The following is an 18,351-nucleotide window of genomic DNA, read 5'->3' on the forward strand; positions in this document are numbered from 1 at the left end:
TAACCGCGAGCCAGTCCAGATCCAGAAATGTACAGCTTTCCTATTACTCCTATAGAAACAGGATTTAGAGAATCGTCCAATATGTAAAGTCTCGTATTAGAAATGGGTTTGCCAATAGGGATAATTGTTTTGTCAATATCATTCTCTGTAACTTTATATATAGAAACGCAAACCGCACATTCGGTAGGGCCATAGGCATTATAATAATCAATTCCTGATTTTATAATTTCTAATGCTTTACTAGGATTTGCGGATTCTCCCGCAGTAATAATACATCTTAATACTGAAATATCATCTTGAGATAACAATCCTAAATAGCTTGGAGGAAAAGTAACGACCGTTGATTTTGTTTCTTTTAAGAATCTTACAAATTCATCTTTATCTTTAATGATTTCTTCTGTTGGAATACATAAAGTTGATCCAATATATAAACACATCATGATTTCCGATATGGAGGCATCAAAAGAAACGGAAGCAAACCATACTACTTTATCTTTTTCGGTAATCTTAAATGATTTAATCTGATCCAGAGACATATTAACGTTACTGGTATGTTTTACCATGACACCCTTGGGCCGTCCTGTAGAACCCGAAGTGTAAATGATATATGCTAAATCTTTGGATGAAATTTCTTTGTATATATTTTGGCTACTATATTTTTCTAAATTAATGTCATTAATATTTAGTATATCACAATTTGCTGTTATTAAATCAAAACCGTTACCAATTAGCAATTTCAAGCCACTATCTTTTATTAAGTAATCAATTCTTTCTTGCGGATAATGAGTGTCTATAGGCAAATAGACTGCCCCTAATTTTAATATGGATAATAAAGTAATAACCCCAATATCTGATTTGGGCAAAAAGACACCGACTATATCTCCTTTATTTATATTATATTTAGAAGAAATACTACGAGCTAATTGGTTCGCCTTTTCATTTAATTCTTTGTAAGTTAATGAGCATCCTTGAAATGTAACAGCTGTATTATTTGGTGTTTTTATAACTTGTTCTTCAAATAAATCTACTATTGTTTTGTTTTTAGGGTACCCTACTTCAGTATTATTGAATTCAACTAATAGTTGTTTTTTCTCTATGTCAGTCAATAGGGGATATTGAGACAAATTAACTGCGATATTGTCTTCTAAATTAATTAGAAAGTATCTAAAATGTTGAACTAAATAGTCAGCTATTAATGGATTGACAAATCCTTCTATGTAAGAAACTTGAATTTTTATATCTTGATTACCATTGATTTTTACATCAAATAAAAGACCATTACAGTCTGACTTAACATCTGCGTTAATATTAATTCCATAATTGGATAGAAAACCAAAACCCTCAAAAACTTTTTTTTCTACACTTTCTTTATTGAAATTGTCATGGCTTAAGGTCTCTAAAATTTCGTGTTTTACTTTTTGAAGATAATCTTTGAATGAAATATTTAAATCTACAGGAAATGATAGAAGTAAAGATTTACATAGATCTTTATAGTCTGAAATAACATAACCATCAAATTCATTAATCAGTTTCTTTAACAAAAAAGAATAAATAGCAGTTATAACAGTATATTGGGCAATTGGTTTTCTATTGGTAAGCCTATTAAAATAATTTAATTCATTAACATTAATAGCAATACATGGCAGATTATTTTGATTCTGATACGTCTTGAGAACTTCCCCTCTATTTAATATCTTTTTCTTCCAATATTTTGAAACTAAATTAATATTTGTCACCGTATACTTATCCATTAAATTTAACATTCTTATTTTCTGGTCACAACCAGCATTCTATTATACAACCTTAATTTAATAACCATTTGGAAGGATTACCTAAGACTCTCCATTTCTATTCTAAACTATTTTCCATAAAGTCTTGATTTCCCCTTAAATCAAATAAAATACTTTGAATTAGTCATTTAACTATGTTGATTTAATATTTGTAATTCAGCAAATTAAAATGTCTATTTTTTAAAAACATGTGCACATATTAATTGAAGTCCTTGATTCTTTATATTGATTTTTCACAACTCACTTAAAATCAGTTAAAATGAAGACATATTCACATTACTTAAATACATAACTCAAAAAATATTATTTATTTACATCTCAACATAATTAACTTTTTTACGAAAATAACAGGAACATTTATGTAAAAATTACGGGCTTTTTGAATAATCGTTACGGACTTACAATAAAAAAACGATACGATCTAATAATCATGAAATATCAGAAAATAGCCAATGACAAATTTAACCTCACAGTAATCCAATCTTTCTTGCATGAAATATTAAATCTTTATCAGTACCTTTTCCTTTTAAAAGTTGATCTTTTATATTCGCTTTTCTTTTTTCAATAGCACTCATAGACAGAGGAATATATTTTGGTAAATTAATAGTCTTAATCCCTTGAGAAATTAAAAGTAATATTTCATTATCATGACTGTCCCAATTTATATTTTTCTTAAACAATTCCTTTTGAGATTCAACAATACGTTGACTATAGTATACATTACCATCAATAATTTCTCCACAAATTGAAGAAAACGATTTAGAACACACATCACTTTTAGAAAAAAAACCTTCCGGTTTTATCTTTTTTATAATCTTATCAATTACCAAAGAATCAGTATGCATAATGCTTATAATTATCTTGCACTCTGTAAATTTTGTTCTAATAAATAAAGCAAAATCTAGAAAATTATTAAAATCAAATCCTTTGTTTGGAGTTAGAGCAGCATCTAATAGTGCTAAATTAATGTTCTTTTGAAATTTTAGATTCAAAAATAAATTGCTGTAGACATCTTGGTAGTTATAACTTTTAATATTTATTTTGTTTTTTATAAAACCAGTTTTAGTTAGCAAGTTACTATAGTGGTCTATAATCATTGGATGATCGTCTACAATCAAAATTTCGTAATTCAAGTTCATTCTTAAAATAGATTTCTAATATTAATACTACTTTTTAACTTAAAAACGAATGTAGAAAGTTTACATATTATATCATTACGGTTTTCCTCATTTTAAGTAAAAATTTTCCTATTCGCCGTTTTGAGCATAAATGGCTAATTATCTATATTAAGTTTGGCAACCAACAACAGCTGCGAATCTGGTTTCTATCATTACGCAGGGTCTGCTAATAAATGGCTTGATCATGATGATGTCAAATTTTACTTGACTTCAGCGGGATCTTCAAATACTTTGAGCATAAAAAAAGCAAAAAAATGAGACGTAGGTCACCTTCCAGATTCTACTCCTACTGGAAATTTTGTCGCATATCCAAATCCTGTAAAACAAAGATCATCAATCAATGTTTCTTCAAGTGTCGGATTGCCATTTAATGCTTATATTACCAAAATGAATGGCGAGACTGTCTTTTCTAGATTAAATAATAACGATAATCTTATTTCTATCCCAATTTCTAATTTAAACAAAGGAGTATACTTCCTGAGAACCACTAATTCGGCAAGGACAAGTATTCAAAAAATATTTGCAGAATAAATCAAAAACCTCATATCACTTAAATACAATTTAAAGCAGGGAATCTTATTTTAACATTTCCGTCTATAATTTTTAGATTCAATTAAAAGGATACTAATCGACAATCTATAAATTTTCTTTTAGCCGAATATTGTATATTTGTAACAACCACTGGGTAAATGTGTTTAAAAAATAAGAATTAACAAAAGATAACTTCTTTAAAAAACATAAAAGTTTGTTTGTTTGGAAGGGATACCTTCTTGCCACAAAAAATTAAGGCGGTTTTACAAATAATCTACTTTTTCATTATACTGCATACTCGTGGCGAATAACTTTTCAAATCCTTCTTAAATCATTAAAATTAGCCCCTTCTGTACTGAGGTTCAGATGGCAGCATGCCCTTCTTCAAAATTAGAATACATCTATTTTTACAAAAAAATAGGCGTGTTACTTTTTTACCAAACCCCTTATTAATTTGCTGTCTGGCTGAGACTATAAATGATTTTTCTTTACTGTTAAATTCATAATTATTGTATTATCTAATAAGCCATCCGTAAAACAGAAACCCTCAATAGGTGTATTGAAGGTTTCTGTTTTAATCTTTTATATTCCTATTTCCGTTATTTTTTTATAAACCTATTTGTTTGCCCATTTAATTTATAAATGTAAACGCCATTGCTTAATTCACTAACATCTAAGCTTATTTCTTTACTACCTCCAGTTATATTTTTTGCAATTACTTTTTTTCCGTTTGCATCAAAGATTTCTAAAACACCTTTTTCTCCATCGGTCAATTTGTTTGTGATATTTATGTTGCTATCTGTGGGATTTGGATAGCCTACAAACGAAGTTTTTAGGTAAACGTCTTGCTGAGGCACAGACAATGTACCAGAAAGTGAGTATACATCATATAAAAGTTTATTATCACCTCCGTTTGTACTTACCACCAATTTATATTTATCACTAGGTGTTTTAATTACTCTTGCAAATCCCTTATTCTGAATAATTTGAACCACAACACTATTTTCATTTATAAGACATAGATTGTAATTGTCAGTATACAAAATTTCAATTAAATTATCCTGATTAAATAATTTGTCAGTGATAAAATTAATTCTATTTGGTCTTGTTGGAAAATTAACTGTCTTAATTAATACATGTTGTTCATTATATATTCTCATAATATTAATTGCTGTATTATCCCAAGGAATATCCAATGTATAATAACAAATACCACTTTCAACATTAAATGCACTTAAAGGTCCTCCAGCAGCTTCAAGGGCTCCCCAGTTATTTTGATTATTTGTCCAATTTGAACTATATGAATGTTCTAATGTAGCTTGTCCAAAAGACAAAGTTGAAATTGAAACTGTAGCAATTAAGCCTAAAATAATTTTTCTCATAAATATTTATAGTTCCCGACATTTTTTGTGTTTTGGCTTTGGGATTTAAAATAGCCATCAATTGTTAGTTTTGTAATATATCTTTTTATTCAATTTTGGTAAAATAGCTTTATTTTCTATAATTACATTTAGCCCTATGTTTTCTCATTTTTCATTTTCAAACATACAAAACCATTTTATTTATTTTAAAGTTTTTCATATTAATATCATTATAAAGTTTTGAATATCACACATTAAACCGCTACAATTTTGCCACAGAAAGCTAGTCGAATTTTACTGATTTTTTGCCAGTTTTAGTTTTGTGGCAAAATCTTGGCACATGGTGTTTTTGAAAACAAGAAATCCAGAAAATAAGCCTGAAAGCTGTTTTAATTTTTATGCGATATTGCGATAAACTGTTGTTATACTGCAAATGTCAGGTGCAATAATTAACCGCCAACACATCTGGTAAATTGCACTAGTTTTTAATGTCAAAAATTATTGCAAAATGTGGATTCCCGTAATAAAAACTTACAAAATAAAGATAAATTTGGCTCTGAATTTCTATTAAAACAAAAATTTAACATTTTACAAAAGAAAGAAAAAAGCTATATTAAACAATTAATTATTAGGTTTTTACATTCTTTTATTTAAAAACAGGAATTAAAATATATTTTTTTTTAAGTTTTTTCTTAGTTTAAGATTTGTTATTATAACTAATAATTTTACTTTTGGACAGAATTTATCATTAAAGCATTCCTAATAGACTAAGTGCACTAGTTCAGAAAAAGCTACTTTATATGTTAAAATTTTAAACATTTTTTTATTAAATAACAAAAATCGAAAAGATGAAAAAATCTAAAATCAACCTTAGTGGAGTTAAGGAAAAATTATCAAGAACAGAAATGAAAAAAGTAAGCGGTGGTAAATATCCGCCAGATCACGTATGCACTAAATGCTATAACCAATTATGGGAATGGTGGTGTGATTTATCATACGGCTGTTAATAAACAATTAAAAACCTTTGAGATCAAAATCGAAGGTTTTTTTGATTTTTAATCTTCCTAACTAAAATGAAAAAACTTAGCATGTTCGTAGAATTTTATAAGAGTTCCCTGCCTATAAGTGCTGGCACTGCAACCCTTTCCCTTTTATTTAATTTTAAGACAGTAACATTTTGTTTAATTTTCTGCACATTAGGCTTACTGGCAGCTTTACTGTTTAAGGAGTATTATAGGAAAAATGATTTTTTCTTTTACTACAATAGCCAAATGGCAAAACTGCACTTATACTTTTTTACGTTTGCCATTAATGCACTAATATCAATAATAATCCTGATTCTCTTCAATGCATAACATTCTGGAAATCGACAGTATTGTCAAAAATTATGGAACAAGAACGATCCTTTCCGATGTGCATTTAAAATGTGAGACGAAAGATATAATTGGGCTGTTTGGCAGAAACGGAACAGGAAAAACAACGCTGTTAAAAATCATTTTTGGAATTGAGCCTGCCGATTATAAGCATTTAAAAATAAATGGTATCATCTCTCCCACTCCATACCTTTTAAAGGAATGTATATCTTATCTTCCGCAGGTCAGCTTTATTCCCAAACATTTCACCGTAAAAAAAGCCGCAGAACTTTTTTTAGGAATAAACCATAACGATATTTTTTTCAATGACATTAATATATACAAGATTGTAGACAATAAAATAAAAGATCTCTCGGGCGGGGAACTCCGCTACCTTGAAATAAAACTTGTTTTATTGCAAAAGAGCAGATTCGTAATGCTTGACGAACCATTTGCAGGCCTTTCCCCGATTATAATTGAAGATGTAAAAGGGTTGATTGTCAAGTCATCGGAGACTAAAGGTGTCATAATTACAGATCACAATTATTTGGATGTTCTGGATATATGCACAAAAAAATATCTGGTCAGAGACTGTAGCTGCAAGCTCACATCAGACCAAGAAGACTTAAAGAAGTATGGCTACCTGCAGCCAAATCTAACAAACGAGATTACCACAACAAAATAATATGCCTGATACCGTTACAAGAGAAAATTTTAATTATATTTTTCAATATTTGCAAAAAGAAGAAATTGTTCTTCCAAAATCTGACTTTATTTTTGAATTTGAGTCGCACAGCGAGTTTCCCTCCATGTTGGCAATCAGCGATACGCTGAATTTATTTGGGGTTAAAAATGCTGCACTCAAAGTCGGTCCCTCTGAAATTAGCGACTTGCCTGACTATTTTCTGACTGTTTTAAGAGACGGCGAAAGTCATCCAAAATATCATTTCATCGAGAAAATAGAAAATGATTATTTCTCCATTTCCGAACAAGGCAAAACAAAAATATCTTCCATGGAGTTAAATACCAGATGGCTTAATGTTGCTTTACTTGCCGAAAAAAATGATCTGCTGACAAAACCAAAATCAAAAAACCTCTTCAATGCATTTTTAATAGCCTTAATCGGAATCTGCCTTTCTGCATTTTTATTCAGTTCAAATATTAAAATCGCGGCAAAACTATTTATCCTGTTTCCTGCTGCAGGCACTATCTTTTCAGTTATTAGCCTTAAAAGCCTATTTGACATAAGAAGTAGCATTATTGACAGATTTTGTAATTCAGGTGAATCTATGGATTGCGAGGCAGTAACCGCTTCCAGCAAATGGAAATTATTCAAAAAACTGAATTTCAATACATTAAGTATTGTTTTTTTTACATTCCAGTTATTAGCCTATTTGCTTTTACTGCTTGTAAAACAGTTAGATTCTTACTTTTCAATACAGGGGATCCTTCTTTTTTCTTCAGTTCCACTTATAATAGCTTCGATTTATTATCAGAAGTTCATAGTCCAAAAATGGTGCCCGACATGCTTGGCCATTATGGCAACATTACTTTTTGAGATCGGCTGGATCTTCTTATTGGATTTTGGAGCAAATTTAACTCTCAAGACAATTATAGTGCACGCTTTTATAGCAGCCACAACGCTACTGATTTGGAACACAATAAAAAAAAATCTGGCAGAACTAAAGAAACTTAAAGAGTCTGAAATAAAGTCGAACAAATTTCAGCGCAATTATCCCTTATTCAGAAGCGCTTTATTATCACAGAAAAAAATAGAACTTCCATTAGAAAGCATTTTCCTTGGCAGCGACAACTCCCCGCTTTCTTTTCTTCTTATTTTAAGCCTCAAATGCCCGCACTGCGAAGCGGCATACAAGGTTTTAAAAAGGGAGCTTAATAAATATGAATCCTTAAAAATCCATTTGATCCTTAAATGCGATTGGGACAATGAGAATGTGGATATCAGAAAGGTTTATACGGATCTGCTCGGCATCTACATTGAAGAGGGAGCATATACATTTACAAAAGCACTCGACAGCTGGTTTGAAATGAACAGCTCGGATCTATGGCTTGAAAAATACGGCTTTGGCGATTCCGAAAACAGATATACTGATTTACTTAGATCGCAATACCATTGGTGTTTAAAAACAAATGTGGTACAGACCCCGTCAGTCTATATCATGGGGTACAGGTATCCAAATGTTTACGATATTGAAAATATTGAATTTTTTATTAATGATTTACTTGAAGACACCTTATAGCCGTGAAAAAATTCCCCCATTATAAACAGGCAGATTTTAAGGACTGCGGACCGACATGCCTTAAGATAATTTCTAAACATTACGGAAGAATCATCAATATACAGGCATTGAGGGATTTATGCGATACCAATAGAGAAGGAAGCAATCTGATGTCATTGAGCGATGGGGCTGAAAAAATAGGCTTCAGAACTCTGGGCGTAAAAATATCATCAAAAAAATTGGAAGACCTGCCGCTTCCCTGCATTCTTCATTGGAATGGATGCCATTATGTAGTTTTATACGAGACCAAAAACAATGTCTATTACATTTCAGATCCGGCGCACGGAATCATAGAATATTCAGAAAAAGATTTTTTAAAATTCTGGATCGGCGAGAAAGCAGATGGAGATACCCCTGAAGGCATTGCCCTTTTAATGGAAGCATCTCCCAAATTCTATCAGAATACCGATGATGAAGAAAAAAACCGTGCATTCGGCTTTTCTCTATTATTTAAGTATGTCATTCCTTATAAATCATACATTATACAGCTTATACTTGGATTAAGTGCCACAAGCTTACTGCAGCTAATTATCCCCTTTTTAACCCAGAGTGTGGTGGATGTCGGCATACAGAATCAGAACATAAATTTCATATATCTGATTTTAATTGCCCAGCTGTTTTTATTTATAGGCAAAACCGTCCTTGAATTGATCCGCAGCTGGATACTACTTCATCTGTCGGCAAGAGTCAACATTTCGCTAATCTCCGATTTCTTCATAAAGCTGATGAATCTTCCAATTTCATTTTTTGATGTAAGGATGACCGGCGATATTATGCAAAGAATAAATGATCACCGCAGAATTGAAAAAATCCTGACCACATCCTCACTTGATGTTTTATTCTCAACGATCAATATGATTATAATGGGGGGGATACTTGCCTATTACAATCTAACGATTTTCGCTGTATTTTTTACTGGAAGCCTGCTGTATTTCCTATGGATTATACTTTTTCTAAAGAAGAGAAAAACACTGGATTATAAAAAATTTTCAGAAGTTTCACAGGAACAGAGTAAAGTTATTGAGCTTATAAACGGAATGCAGGAAATCAAGCTTCACAATGCAGAAAGACAGAAGAGATGGGGATGGGAATTCATACAGGCAAGGCTCTTTAAAGTGTCCCTAAAAGGCCTAGCACTTGAGCAGACACAGAATATCGGCTCCAATTTCATCAATGAATTAAAAAATATTCTTATCATTTTCCTTTCTGCAAAATTGGTTATAGATGGTAGCATAACCCTTGGGATGATGATGGCTATCAGCAGCATAGTGGGCAATCTCAATGGACCAATTGTCCAACTGATAAATTTCATAAGGGAAGTACAGGATGCAAAAATATCGCTGGCCAGATTATCTGAAATTCATGAGAAAGATGACGAAATCCAGGACAGCAAAGAAAAAGTTACTGAAATCCCGCAAGATGAAGACATAATAATAAATGACTTATCTTTCAGGTACATCGGTTCGGACACGAATGTTTTAGAAAACTTGAATTTAGTAATACCAGCCAATAAAGTTACTGCAATAGTGGGAACAAGCGGAAGCGGCAAAACAACATTAATGAAATTGCTTCTGAAATTCTACAACCCAAATTCTGGAAATATATCATTAAATAAGATACCTCTGGAAAGAATCTCCCAAAAAACTTGGAGGCATCATATCGGAACAGTCATGCAGGAGGGTTATATTTTTAATGATACTATAGCCAACAACATAGCAGTAGGTGTCGACATAATAGATAAAGATCGCCTTCTCTATGCTGTTGACGTGGCCAATATCCGAAGTTTCATTGATGAATTCCCTCTGGGCTTCAATACCAAAATAGGTATGGAAGGCATCGGCATGAGCACTGGCCAGAAGCAGCGTCTGTTAATAGCCAGAGCAGTTTACAAGAACCCCGAAATGCTGTTTTTCGACGAGGCAACCAGTGCCTTAGACGCCAATAATGAGAAGGAAATAATGAAAAAGCTAAATTTCTTTTTTAAAGACAAAACCGTGGTCGTCATTGCCCACCGATTAAGCACAGTCATAAACGCTGACAACATCGTGGTTCTCGAAAAGGGAAAAATTACAGAGATGGGAACCCATGATGAACTTGTTCGCCAGCAGAAAAGCTATTACAGACTGGTGAAAAATCAATTAGAATTAGGAAATTAATTTTCGAAAAAGAAAAGTTTAATACAAAATGACCGAAAACAGAGAAATTGAATTAAGAAGTGAAGAAATGCAGGACATATTGGAGAAAATGCCAAATTGGGCAATCCGATACGGTTCTTTTGTTGTGCTTATGATTTTAGTGCTGATTTTTTTTATCTCCTGGCTAGTGAAGTATCCTGATATCATAACAACTCAGATAAGCGTCACCACCAATATACCGCCAGAAAAAATAGCAGCTAGGATATCTGGAAAAATTGAAGCTATATTGGTGAGAAACAACGACAATGTTTCTAAAGGCCAGCCAATAGCAGTGTTGGAAAGTTCGGCAAAGTATTCTGATGTTTTTTTATTGAAGACAATCCTGGACACCATAAAGATCGGCAGATCCAGATTTCCATTTGAAAAAATGAAATCTGCCCAGCTTGGAGATATTGAGGCATCTTATGCTATGTTTCAAAAAGAATACCTATCGGAACAGCTTAATGATCAACTGCATCCATTTCAGATTCAAAGCGAAGCGCAAAACGGCGAACTGCTACAGTTAAAAGAACGTCTTAATTTACTTGAGACACAGAAAAGCATCAACCTGAATGAAATGGAGTTACGGAAGGAAGATTTGAAAAGATATGAAAGCCTCTATAGTAAAGGCATCATCTCTTCCCAGGAACTTGATAAGCATAAACTGGAATATCTTCAGTCCAATAGAGCCTATAGAAGCCTTCTAAGTACAATTTCCCAAACAAAATCATCTCTTAACGAGCTTCATAAAAATTCGAAAACAACAAAAATAGAGGCAGAAAAAGAAAACGTAAATTTGGAGAGAAATTTAACACAGTCTTTTTATCATCTTAAAAACGAAGTCAAAAACTGGGAATTGAATCATGTTTTCTCCTCCTCTTTTAACGGCCGAGTCTCATTCCTAGAATTTTGGTCCCCAAACCAGTCCGTAACAGCGGGGGACAATGTTTTTACCATTGTCCCGATTAAAGAAAATCAATACATTGGTAAGGTAAAAGCTGCAGCTCAAAATTCGGGAAAAATAAGGATCGGTCAGAAGGTGCATATCAGACTTCTCAATTATCCGGACAGGGAATTTGGAATAATAGATGGAACCGTAAAAAACATTTCAATGGTTCCTGATAAAGACGGAAATTTATTAATTGATGTTTCACTTCCAAAAGGGCTATTAACTTCATACAAAAAAAGAATAAGCTTCCAACAGGAAATGATTGGTAAGGCAGATATTGTAACAGAAGATTTAAGACTTATTGAGCGATTGCTGTACCAGTTCAGGGATCTGTTTAAAAATTAAATAATTAAGCAAAGCAATAAAACGATACAAATGTCTGATTTAAAAATAGTTATAAAAAATAAAAAAAAAATAGTTATATCAAATAAATCTACTTCAGAATTCCATTTCGATTTTAGAAGAGTGTTAATTCAACCCTGTATTCATATCTATCATTAGCACTCAATCAAAAACACCTAAAAAATCCAGTATAGCATTTAAATATTTAATCGAAAATAAAATTTTATGGAATAATCTAAATGTTCTTAAAAAATTTAAATTACTTAGATAGCATATCAATAGTTTACAAAAAAATCCGATCTTATTTTTTTGTAGTTTATCTAGCATACCCAAATAAAAATCCTAACAATGTATTTTTCTGTGGCTTCACTTTTAAATAACTTACTAGTACAACTTCGATATAAATAGTGTGAAAAAATTTTTTTCATTCAAAAAAACATATTATCTTTGCACCCGCAATCAGATAATGAGAGCGACATACTGGAGAAATGGCAGAGCGGTCGAATGCGGCAGTCTTGAAAACTGTTGACTGTAACAGGTCCGGGGGTTCGAATCCCTCTTTCTCCGCTAAAAGCTTAAAAAGAGACTTTTTAAAGTTTACAAAAAAGCTAAAAAAAATAAACCCTGAAGATCAAATGATTCTCAGGGTTTTGTATTTTAAGCGTATTTTCAATATATACAAAAATCGCATCTTAATTTTATTTATAAATCTTTTAAAAAAGTACAGACTTTAAAATAAATTTAAATCTTCAAAAAACATATTAAAGATATAGATCTTCATCAGCATCCCAGTTCTTCTTTAAGGCTTCAAAATATTCATTCTTAGCTCCTTCTATTTTCAAATAAATCTGCTGACTTACTTTTTGAGGAAACCTGCTTAATTCGGAAAAATTAAGTGCTAATTTTATTCTTGCACATCCATAGGAAATAGAAGCAGCGACAAGAAATAGAACTCCTCCTGGCAAATCATATACAATAAACAGAAATCCTGCGATAGAAAGTAAAATAACGATTATGCTGAAATTTTTAAAACTGTTCCAATCTATCATTCCATATAGGCCAAGAGAACTTGCTAGCATAAGATTGACAAGTCCTGCTGAAAAAAAGTAGAATAAAAAAAAATCATTTACGTTCAAAATTTTCAAACAGTCAAATAAAGTAATAATGCCTATGCAAAGAGCAAAAACTCCCGACTGTAATAATAACTCCAAACCTATTACTTTTCTCTTGTTCGAAAAATAATAAATGATCATAAAAAAACCGTTACTGATTAGAAGCCCTGAAAAAATCTCTGCTTCGTAAAAATCAAATACCAACGCAGCCAAACAAAGAACGTTAAACAATAACCCGCTGATATACAACAGGAAATTAAAACGGGGTGCGTCTTGAATTATTTTATAAATTCCAAGAGTTCTCATTGTTCCTGTTCTGCCAAGTTCCATATTTCTTTTTTACTATTATTACACTACTTTTAGGCGCTAGCCATCTTATTTAAATGCCAAAATCATTCGAAACAAAAGTACATATATTTCTTATACGTTTGCTGAAAAGGCACTTATTGATTATGATATTCAAAATAAAAACGGATGAGCAACTTCTCGCATCCGTTTGTATTTTAATCACAAAGAAAACTTACTGCCCCTAACAAGGCTGCTATTTCATTGTCATTTGAAATAGAAACCTCAACTTTTAAGTCAGATTCCTGAATTGCTTTATTAAACGATGATAAAAACAAATCGCTTGCATTGGCAATTTTTCCGCCAATAATAATGTGATCTACTGTAAAGTTTTTAATCCACGGAATAATAACTGCTGCTAAATCCTCTCCCATTCTTTCAAATACTTGAATTGCCGATTGATCTCCGCTTTTCGCTAGATGATACAATTCTAAGCCATTATTAAGTTCAAGACCATTTAAAGATTTGTAATGCGATAAAAGCCCTCTAGCAGAAACATAATCTTCTGCAATACCATCTTTATAAGGCAAATTGTAAATTTCACCATCAGCTGGAACAGAATTTCCTGTACTGATTGACACTCCTTTATTAATAAAACAAGCTCCTAATCCTGTGCCTAATGTTATGGCCATTACTTTTTTAGAAAGATTCTCTTGTTGTTTGAAAACTTCTCCTTTCCCAAAACAAACCGCATCATTTTCAAAAAGAACCGGAAAATCTGATGGAAAACCGAGAGTTTCCAAAAGCAACTCTCTAATGTTTAATCCGTAAAAATGTTCATATTTGGACTGATCTTTAATCCAACAGATGCCGTTTTTATAATCAAATGGGCCTGGCATGCAAATGGCTATTCCTGTAATATCTTTTATTTTAGAATTTTCCATTGAGGTACAGATTACTTTTTTCCAAATATTCATAACCTCATCTGCTGGTAAATTCGAATCAAAAGATTCTTTACAGAGCGAAAAGTCCAAAACTTTCATCTCCGTTTTATTTATAACCGCAGCAGTAATATGTGTTCCTCCTATATCCAGCCCAATGGCGTGTGATGCATTCATTTCTACTTATTTTACTTAGTACTAGATAGTTTTGTCTTTTAAAATTTGAGGATAATGAATACTTGTGTGTACAATCATTTCGCCAAATAAGGTATTCGCCCATGCAAACCATTTGCGAGTAAACTTATTTACATCGTCTTTATGAAAGGATTCGTGCATAAATCCAGTATCAGCATTGGTTTTAATTAAATTACTAATGCAAGCCTTTATTTCTTTTTCATCGACACTTGTAATGGCTCTCAAAACAATACTCATAGGCCAGATTGTATCGACTCCAGTGTGTGGACCACCAATTCCTTCTCCTGCTTTTCCTTTGTAGAAAAACGGATTATTCTCTGACAATACCACTTTTCTTGTATTCAAATACAAAGGATCATTTGGAGCAATTGCACCTAAATAAGGTAATGATAATAAAGATGGAACATTAGCATCGTCCATCATGTGGAAACTGCCATATCCGTTTACTTCAAAAGCAATGATTTTTCCGAATTTAGGATGATTGATAATTCCGTGTTCATTCAAACCTTTTTGAACTTGATCTCTTAATTCTGTAGCTTTTGCAACTAAATCATTGTCTTTTAAAGCTGGAAGAGAGAAAATTTCGATCAAATAACCTAATATTTCAATAGCAAACATATTACTCGGAATCAAATAACCGAATAAGGTAGAATCATCGCTTGGTCTGAAAGTCGAAACAATTAATCCGCATGGTTTTACAGGATAACCGTAACCTCCTAACGGAACTCCGTCTGTCGCCCAAGCCGTCTGACGCTGAAAACTATATGGCCCGCCTTTTCCGTCTAATCTTTGTTGTTCTTTAAAAGTCTGCAAAACTAAAAGCATCGCTTCTTTCCATTTTGCATCGAATAAACTGATGTCTCCCGTCTCTTTCCAATAGCCGTGTGCTAATCGAACTGGGTAACACAAACTGTCGATTTCCCATTTTCTTTCATGAATTCCAGGTTGCATTTTGGTAAGGTCATTTTTCCATTCACTTTCCTTGGTAAAATCTTTATAAAAAGCATTCGCATACGGATCCAACAGAATACATTTCGCTTGACGATTAATTACTCCTTTTACCAATTCTGCCAATTTCGGATCTTCTTTTACAAACGGAATATACGGCCAGATTTGCGCCGTACTGTCTCTCAACCACATAGCATCAATATCTCCTGTAATTACATAGGTATCTGGTTTTCCGTCAATAATTTCAAAATCGACTGTCGTATCTAATGTATTTGGAAAACAGTTTTCGAATATCCAAGCCAATTCTGGATTAGCGATTTGTTTTTTAACGCGTACGATTACAGCTTCTATTGCTTTACTTGTAAATTTTCTTTCGGCAACAGGAGGTCTTTTCGAAACAAAATCTTTTAAAGGAAACTGAAAAGTATCTGAATTAAATCCGAAAGCTTCTGTTTGAATGGCTAATAATCCTGCTGAAAAAATGCCTGCGTTTTTTATAAATTTTCTACGTGACTGCATATCTTTTTATTTTGAAGTTGAATAAGAATATGGGAATGCTTCTTTTGATGTTCCTCTTTTAAAATTTGGAGAACCTGTCATATCAAAATTTAATTCTCCACCTTTTAATACATCAAAGTGATTGATGTAATTTTTGGTATGAAGCGCATTATTCCATTTTAATTCGTTTACATATTTGTTTGTTTCTGAATTATTTGGTGCATTGATAACAAGCTGTTTTCCGTTTTCTAACTGCAAGGTTGTTTTCTTAAATAATGGCGCTCCCAAAACATACTCGTCTGTTCCTGGGCAAACTGGATAGAATCCCATAGCAGAGAAAATATACCATGCAGAAGTCTGTCCGTTATCTTCGTCTCCGCAATAGCCATCTGGAGTTGGTTTGTACAAACGGTTCATGACTTCTCTTGACCAATATTGCGTTTTCCAAGGTTCACCAGCATAATTGTACAAATAAATCATGTGCTGAATTGGTTGATTTCCGTGAGCATATTGTCCCATATTCATGATCTGCATTTCGCGGATTTCGTGAATAACAGCTCCATAATAACTGTCATCAAAAATTGGCGGAGTGGTAAATACTGCATCTAATTTTGCTGTGAAATTTTTCTCGCCTCCCATTAAATCAATTAATCCTTGAATATCATGAAAAACGCTCCAACTGTAGTGCCAGCTGTTTCCTTCGGTAAAAGCGTCTCCCCATTTAAATGGATTAAAATTGGCTGGAAAACTTCCGTCTTTATTTCTTCCGCTCATTAAACCAACAGAAGAATTATAGAGATTTTTATAATTCATCATTCGTTTTTCATACAAACTGATTTCTTTTTTCGGACGATTTAATGCTTTCGCTAATTTCCAAATCGTAAAATCATCATAAGCATATTCTAAAGTTCGAGCTGCATTTTCGTTGATGTTTACATCGTAAGGAACATATCCTAAAGTATTGTAATACTGAACTCCTTTTCTTCCAACAGCTTCCAAAGGCCCTTCATTGTTGGCTCCGTGCAATAAAGCTTCGTACAAAGTATTAATGTCATAACCCCGTAAACCTTTCATATAGGCATCAGAAACTACAGAAGCAGAATTATTTCCAACCATTACATCTCTAAAACCTGGACTTGACCATTCTGGCAAAAATCCGCCTTCTTTGTAATCGTTGATTAAACCTTCCTGCATTTCTTTATTTATCGAAGGATAAACCAGATTTAACAAAGGATATAAAGCTCGGAAAGTATCCCAAAATCCAGTTCCTGCATACATATATCCTTGCAACACTTTTCCGTTGTATGGACTGTAATGCACAATTTTTCCGTCTTTATCAATTTCATATTGCTTTTGAGGAAAACAAACTGTTCGGTATAAGCAAGAATAAAAAGTCTTTAACTGATCTACATTTGTATCTTCTACACTAATTTTCCCAAGAACTTTATTCCATTCTGCTTTAGATTGTGCAACAGTTTCTTCAAAAGTCGATTTAGCTAATTCGTTTTTCAAATTCAATTCTGCTTGTTCTGAACTTATAAAAGACGATGCTACTCTAACGTTTACCTTCTCTCCTTTTTTAGTTTTAAATCCAACAACAGCACCAACATGATTTCCTTCTGATTCTAATTTATCAGCGTTTAAAACTTTATCCAGCCAAGTCGAATTGGTTTCAAACTTTTTATCAAAAACCAAAACAAAATAGTTCTTGAAGTTTTGAGGAACTCCTCCACTATTGCGCGTTGTATAACCGATTATTTTATTTTCTGATGGAATTATTTTGATATACGAACCTTTATCAAATGCATCGATTACAATAGAAGATTTTTCGTTTTCTGGAAATGTAATCTGAAAATGTGCCGCTCTTTCCGTTGTTGTAATTTCGGTTGTAACGTCATGATCAGCCAAATAAACGCTATAATAATAGGGCTTTGAAACCTCAGCTTTATGACTGAACCAACTCGCGCGATCGTCTTCGGCGAAAGCCAATTTACCTGTAACAGGCATAATCGAAAACTGACCGTAATCGTTCATCCACGGAGAAGGCTGATGCGTTTGTTTGAATCCTTTAATCTTTTCGGCTGTATACGTATAAGCCCAGCCATCGCCCATTTTTCCTGTTTGAGGTGTCCAGAAATTCATTCCCCAAGGTCTGCAAATTGCTGGATACGTATTTCCGTTCGAAAGATTATGCAGCGATTGTGTTCCCATTAAAGGATTTACATATTCTACAGGATCTAAAGTCTTTATCTGTGCATTTAAAAAAAGGCAGGATTGCAATATTCCTAAAAAAATTAAACTCTTTATTTTCATATTTCTGAATTGTAAATGGTGAATTGTGAGTTGTAAAATGTTAAATGGCTTTTATAATACCTACAAGGTTTTAAAAACCTTG

Annotated in this window: 12 protein-coding genes, 1 tRNA gene and 1 pseudogene; 7 read left to right on the forward strand and 7 right to left on the reverse strand. The window is 32.6% G+C overall.

The window, feature by feature from the left end; genetic code table 11:
- Together ACE01P_RS20505 and ACE01P_RS20510 are read right to left on the reverse strand one after the other, a co-directional pair.
- A partial coding sequence (locus tag ACE01P_RS20505) for an AMP-binding protein (RefSeq protein ID WP_379700898.1) occupies positions 1–1,751 on the reverse strand: 1,751 nt, incomplete at its 3' end.
- A 506-nt stretch (positions 1,752–2,257) separates the two neighbouring features.
- Positions 2,258–2,908 carry a response regulator gene (locus ACE01P_RS20510; RefSeq protein ID WP_379700899.1) on the reverse strand — a complete coding sequence of 217 codons (651 nt, stop codon included), beginning with the start codon at positions 2,906–2,908 and terminating at the stop codon, positions 2,258–2,260.
- 375 nt (positions 2,909–3,283) lie between these two features.
- Here ACE01P_RS20510 and ACE01P_RS20515 point away from each other — a divergent pair.
- Positions 3,284–3,499 (forward strand): annotated as a pseudogene (locus ACE01P_RS20515) (T9SS type A sorting domain-containing protein); the annotation flags it as partial.
- A gap of 599 nt (positions 3,500–4,098) precedes the next feature.
- On the opposite strand, the gene ACE01P_RS20520 reads toward ACE01P_RS20515, so the two are convergent.
- On the reverse strand, positions 4,099–4,881 hold the full coding sequence (locus tag ACE01P_RS20520) for a T9SS type A sorting domain-containing protein (protein ID WP_379700900.1): 783 nt from the start codon (positions 4,879–4,881) through the stop codon (positions 4,099–4,101).
- A gap of 827 nt (positions 4,882–5,708) precedes the next feature.
- Between ACE01P_RS20520 and ACE01P_RS20525 the strand changes: the two genes are divergently transcribed.
- From ACE01P_RS20525 to ACE01P_RS20550, 6 genes are all read left to right on the forward strand, one after another.
- Positions 5,709–5,867, forward strand: coding sequence for a TIGR04149 family rSAM-modified RiPP (locus ACE01P_RS20525; protein ID WP_379700901.1), 159 nt, complete (start codon positions 5,709–5,711; stop codon positions 5,865–5,867).
- Positions 5,868–6,207: 340 nt separating this feature from the next.
- On the forward strand, positions 6,208–6,897 hold the full coding sequence (locus tag ACE01P_RS20530) for an ATP-binding cassette domain-containing protein (protein ID WP_379700903.1): 690 nt from the start codon (positions 6,208–6,210) through the stop codon (positions 6,895–6,897).
- Position 6,898: 1 nt separating this feature from the next.
- Positions 6,899–8,473 (forward strand): vitamin K epoxide reductase family protein, encoded by a 1,575-nt coding sequence (locus ACE01P_RS20535; protein WP_379700904.1) that lies wholly within the window; start codon positions 6,899–6,901, stop codon positions 8,471–8,473.
- Positions 8,474–8,475: 2 nt separating this feature from the next.
- Positions 8,476–10,668, forward strand: a complete 2,193-nt coding sequence (locus ACE01P_RS20540) for a peptidase domain-containing ABC transporter (RefSeq protein WP_379700906.1) — start codon at positions 8,476–8,478, stop codon at positions 10,666–10,668.
- Positions 10,669–10,696: 28 nt separating this feature from the next.
- Positions 10,697–11,980 carry an HlyD family secretion protein gene (locus ACE01P_RS20545; RefSeq protein ID WP_379700907.1) on the forward strand — a complete coding sequence of 428 codons (1,284 nt, stop codon included), beginning with the start codon at positions 10,697–10,699 and terminating at the stop codon, positions 11,978–11,980.
- Positions 11,981–12,459: 479 nt separating this feature from the next.
- Positions 12,460–12,544, forward strand: a tRNA-Ser gene (locus tag ACE01P_RS20550).
- Positions 12,545–12,738: 194 nt separating this feature from the next.
- On the opposite strand, the gene ACE01P_RS20555 is transcribed toward ACE01P_RS20550, so the two are convergent.
- The 4 genes from ACE01P_RS20555 to ACE01P_RS20570 all read right to left on the reverse strand — a co-directional run bounded on the left by ACE01P_RS20555 (position 12,739) and on the right by ACE01P_RS20570 (position 18,269).
- On the reverse strand, positions 12,739–13,419 hold the full coding sequence (locus ACE01P_RS20555) for a hypothetical protein (protein ID WP_379700908.1): 681 nt from the start codon (positions 13,417–13,419) through the stop codon (positions 12,739–12,741).
- Positions 13,420–13,592: 173 nt separating this feature from the next.
- Positions 13,593–14,492, reverse strand: coding sequence for an ROK family protein (locus ACE01P_RS20560; protein WP_379700909.1), 900 nt, complete (start codon positions 14,490–14,492; stop codon positions 13,593–13,595).
- A 21-nt stretch (positions 14,493–14,513) separates the two neighbouring features.
- Positions 14,514–15,977, reverse strand: coding sequence for a glycoside hydrolase family 125 protein (locus tag ACE01P_RS20565; protein ID WP_379700910.1), 1,464 nt, complete (start codon positions 15,975–15,977; stop codon positions 14,514–14,516).
- A gap of 6 nt (positions 15,978–15,983) precedes the next feature.
- Positions 15,984–18,269 (reverse strand): GH92 family glycosyl hydrolase, encoded by a 2,286-nt coding sequence (locus tag ACE01P_RS20570; RefSeq protein ID WP_379700911.1) that lies wholly within the window; start codon positions 18,267–18,269, stop codon positions 15,984–15,986.
- Positions 18,270–18,351: the final 82 nt, after the last annotated feature.

It is taken from the genome of Flavobacterium sp. HJSW_4 (assembly GCF_042436695.1).
GTDB lineage: Bacteria > Bacteroidota > Bacteroidia > Flavobacteriales > Flavobacteriaceae > Flavobacterium.

Bases quoted from the DNA above. Each gene is read 5' to 3' on its own strand.
- ACE01P_RS20520 (WP_379700900.1), bottom strand. From the start codon at position 4,881: ATGAGAAAAATTATTTTAGGCTTAATTGCTACAGTTTCAATTTCAACT.
- ACE01P_RS20525 (WP_379700901.1), top strand. From the start codon at position 5,709: ATGAAAAAATCTAAAATCAACCTTAGTGGAGTTAAGGAAAAATTATCA.
- ACE01P_RS20530 (WP_379700903.1), top strand. From the start codon at position 6,208: ATGCATAACATTCTGGAAATCGACAGTATTGTCAAAAATTATGGAACA.
- ACE01P_RS20535 (WP_379700904.1), top strand. From the start codon at position 6,899: ATGCCTGATACCGTTACAAGAGAAAATTTTAATTATATTTTTCAATAT.
- ACE01P_RS20545 (WP_379700907.1), top strand. From the start codon at position 10,697: ATGACCGAAAACAGAGAAATTGAATTAAGAAGTGAAGAAATGCAGGAC.
- ACE01P_RS20555 (WP_379700908.1), bottom strand. From the start codon at position 13,419: ATGGAACTTGGCAGAACAGGAACAATGAGAACTCTTGGAATTTATAAA.
- ACE01P_RS20560 (WP_379700909.1), bottom strand. From the start codon at position 14,492: ATGAATGCATCACACGCCATTGGGCTGGATATAGGAGGAACACATATT.
- ACE01P_RS20565 (WP_379700910.1), bottom strand. From the start codon at position 15,977: ATGCAGTCACGTAGAAAATTTATAAAAAACGCAGGCATTTTTTCAGCA.
- ACE01P_RS20570 (WP_379700911.1), bottom strand. From the start codon at position 18,269: ATGAAAATAAAGAGTTTAATTTTTTTAGGAATATTGCAATCCTGCCTT.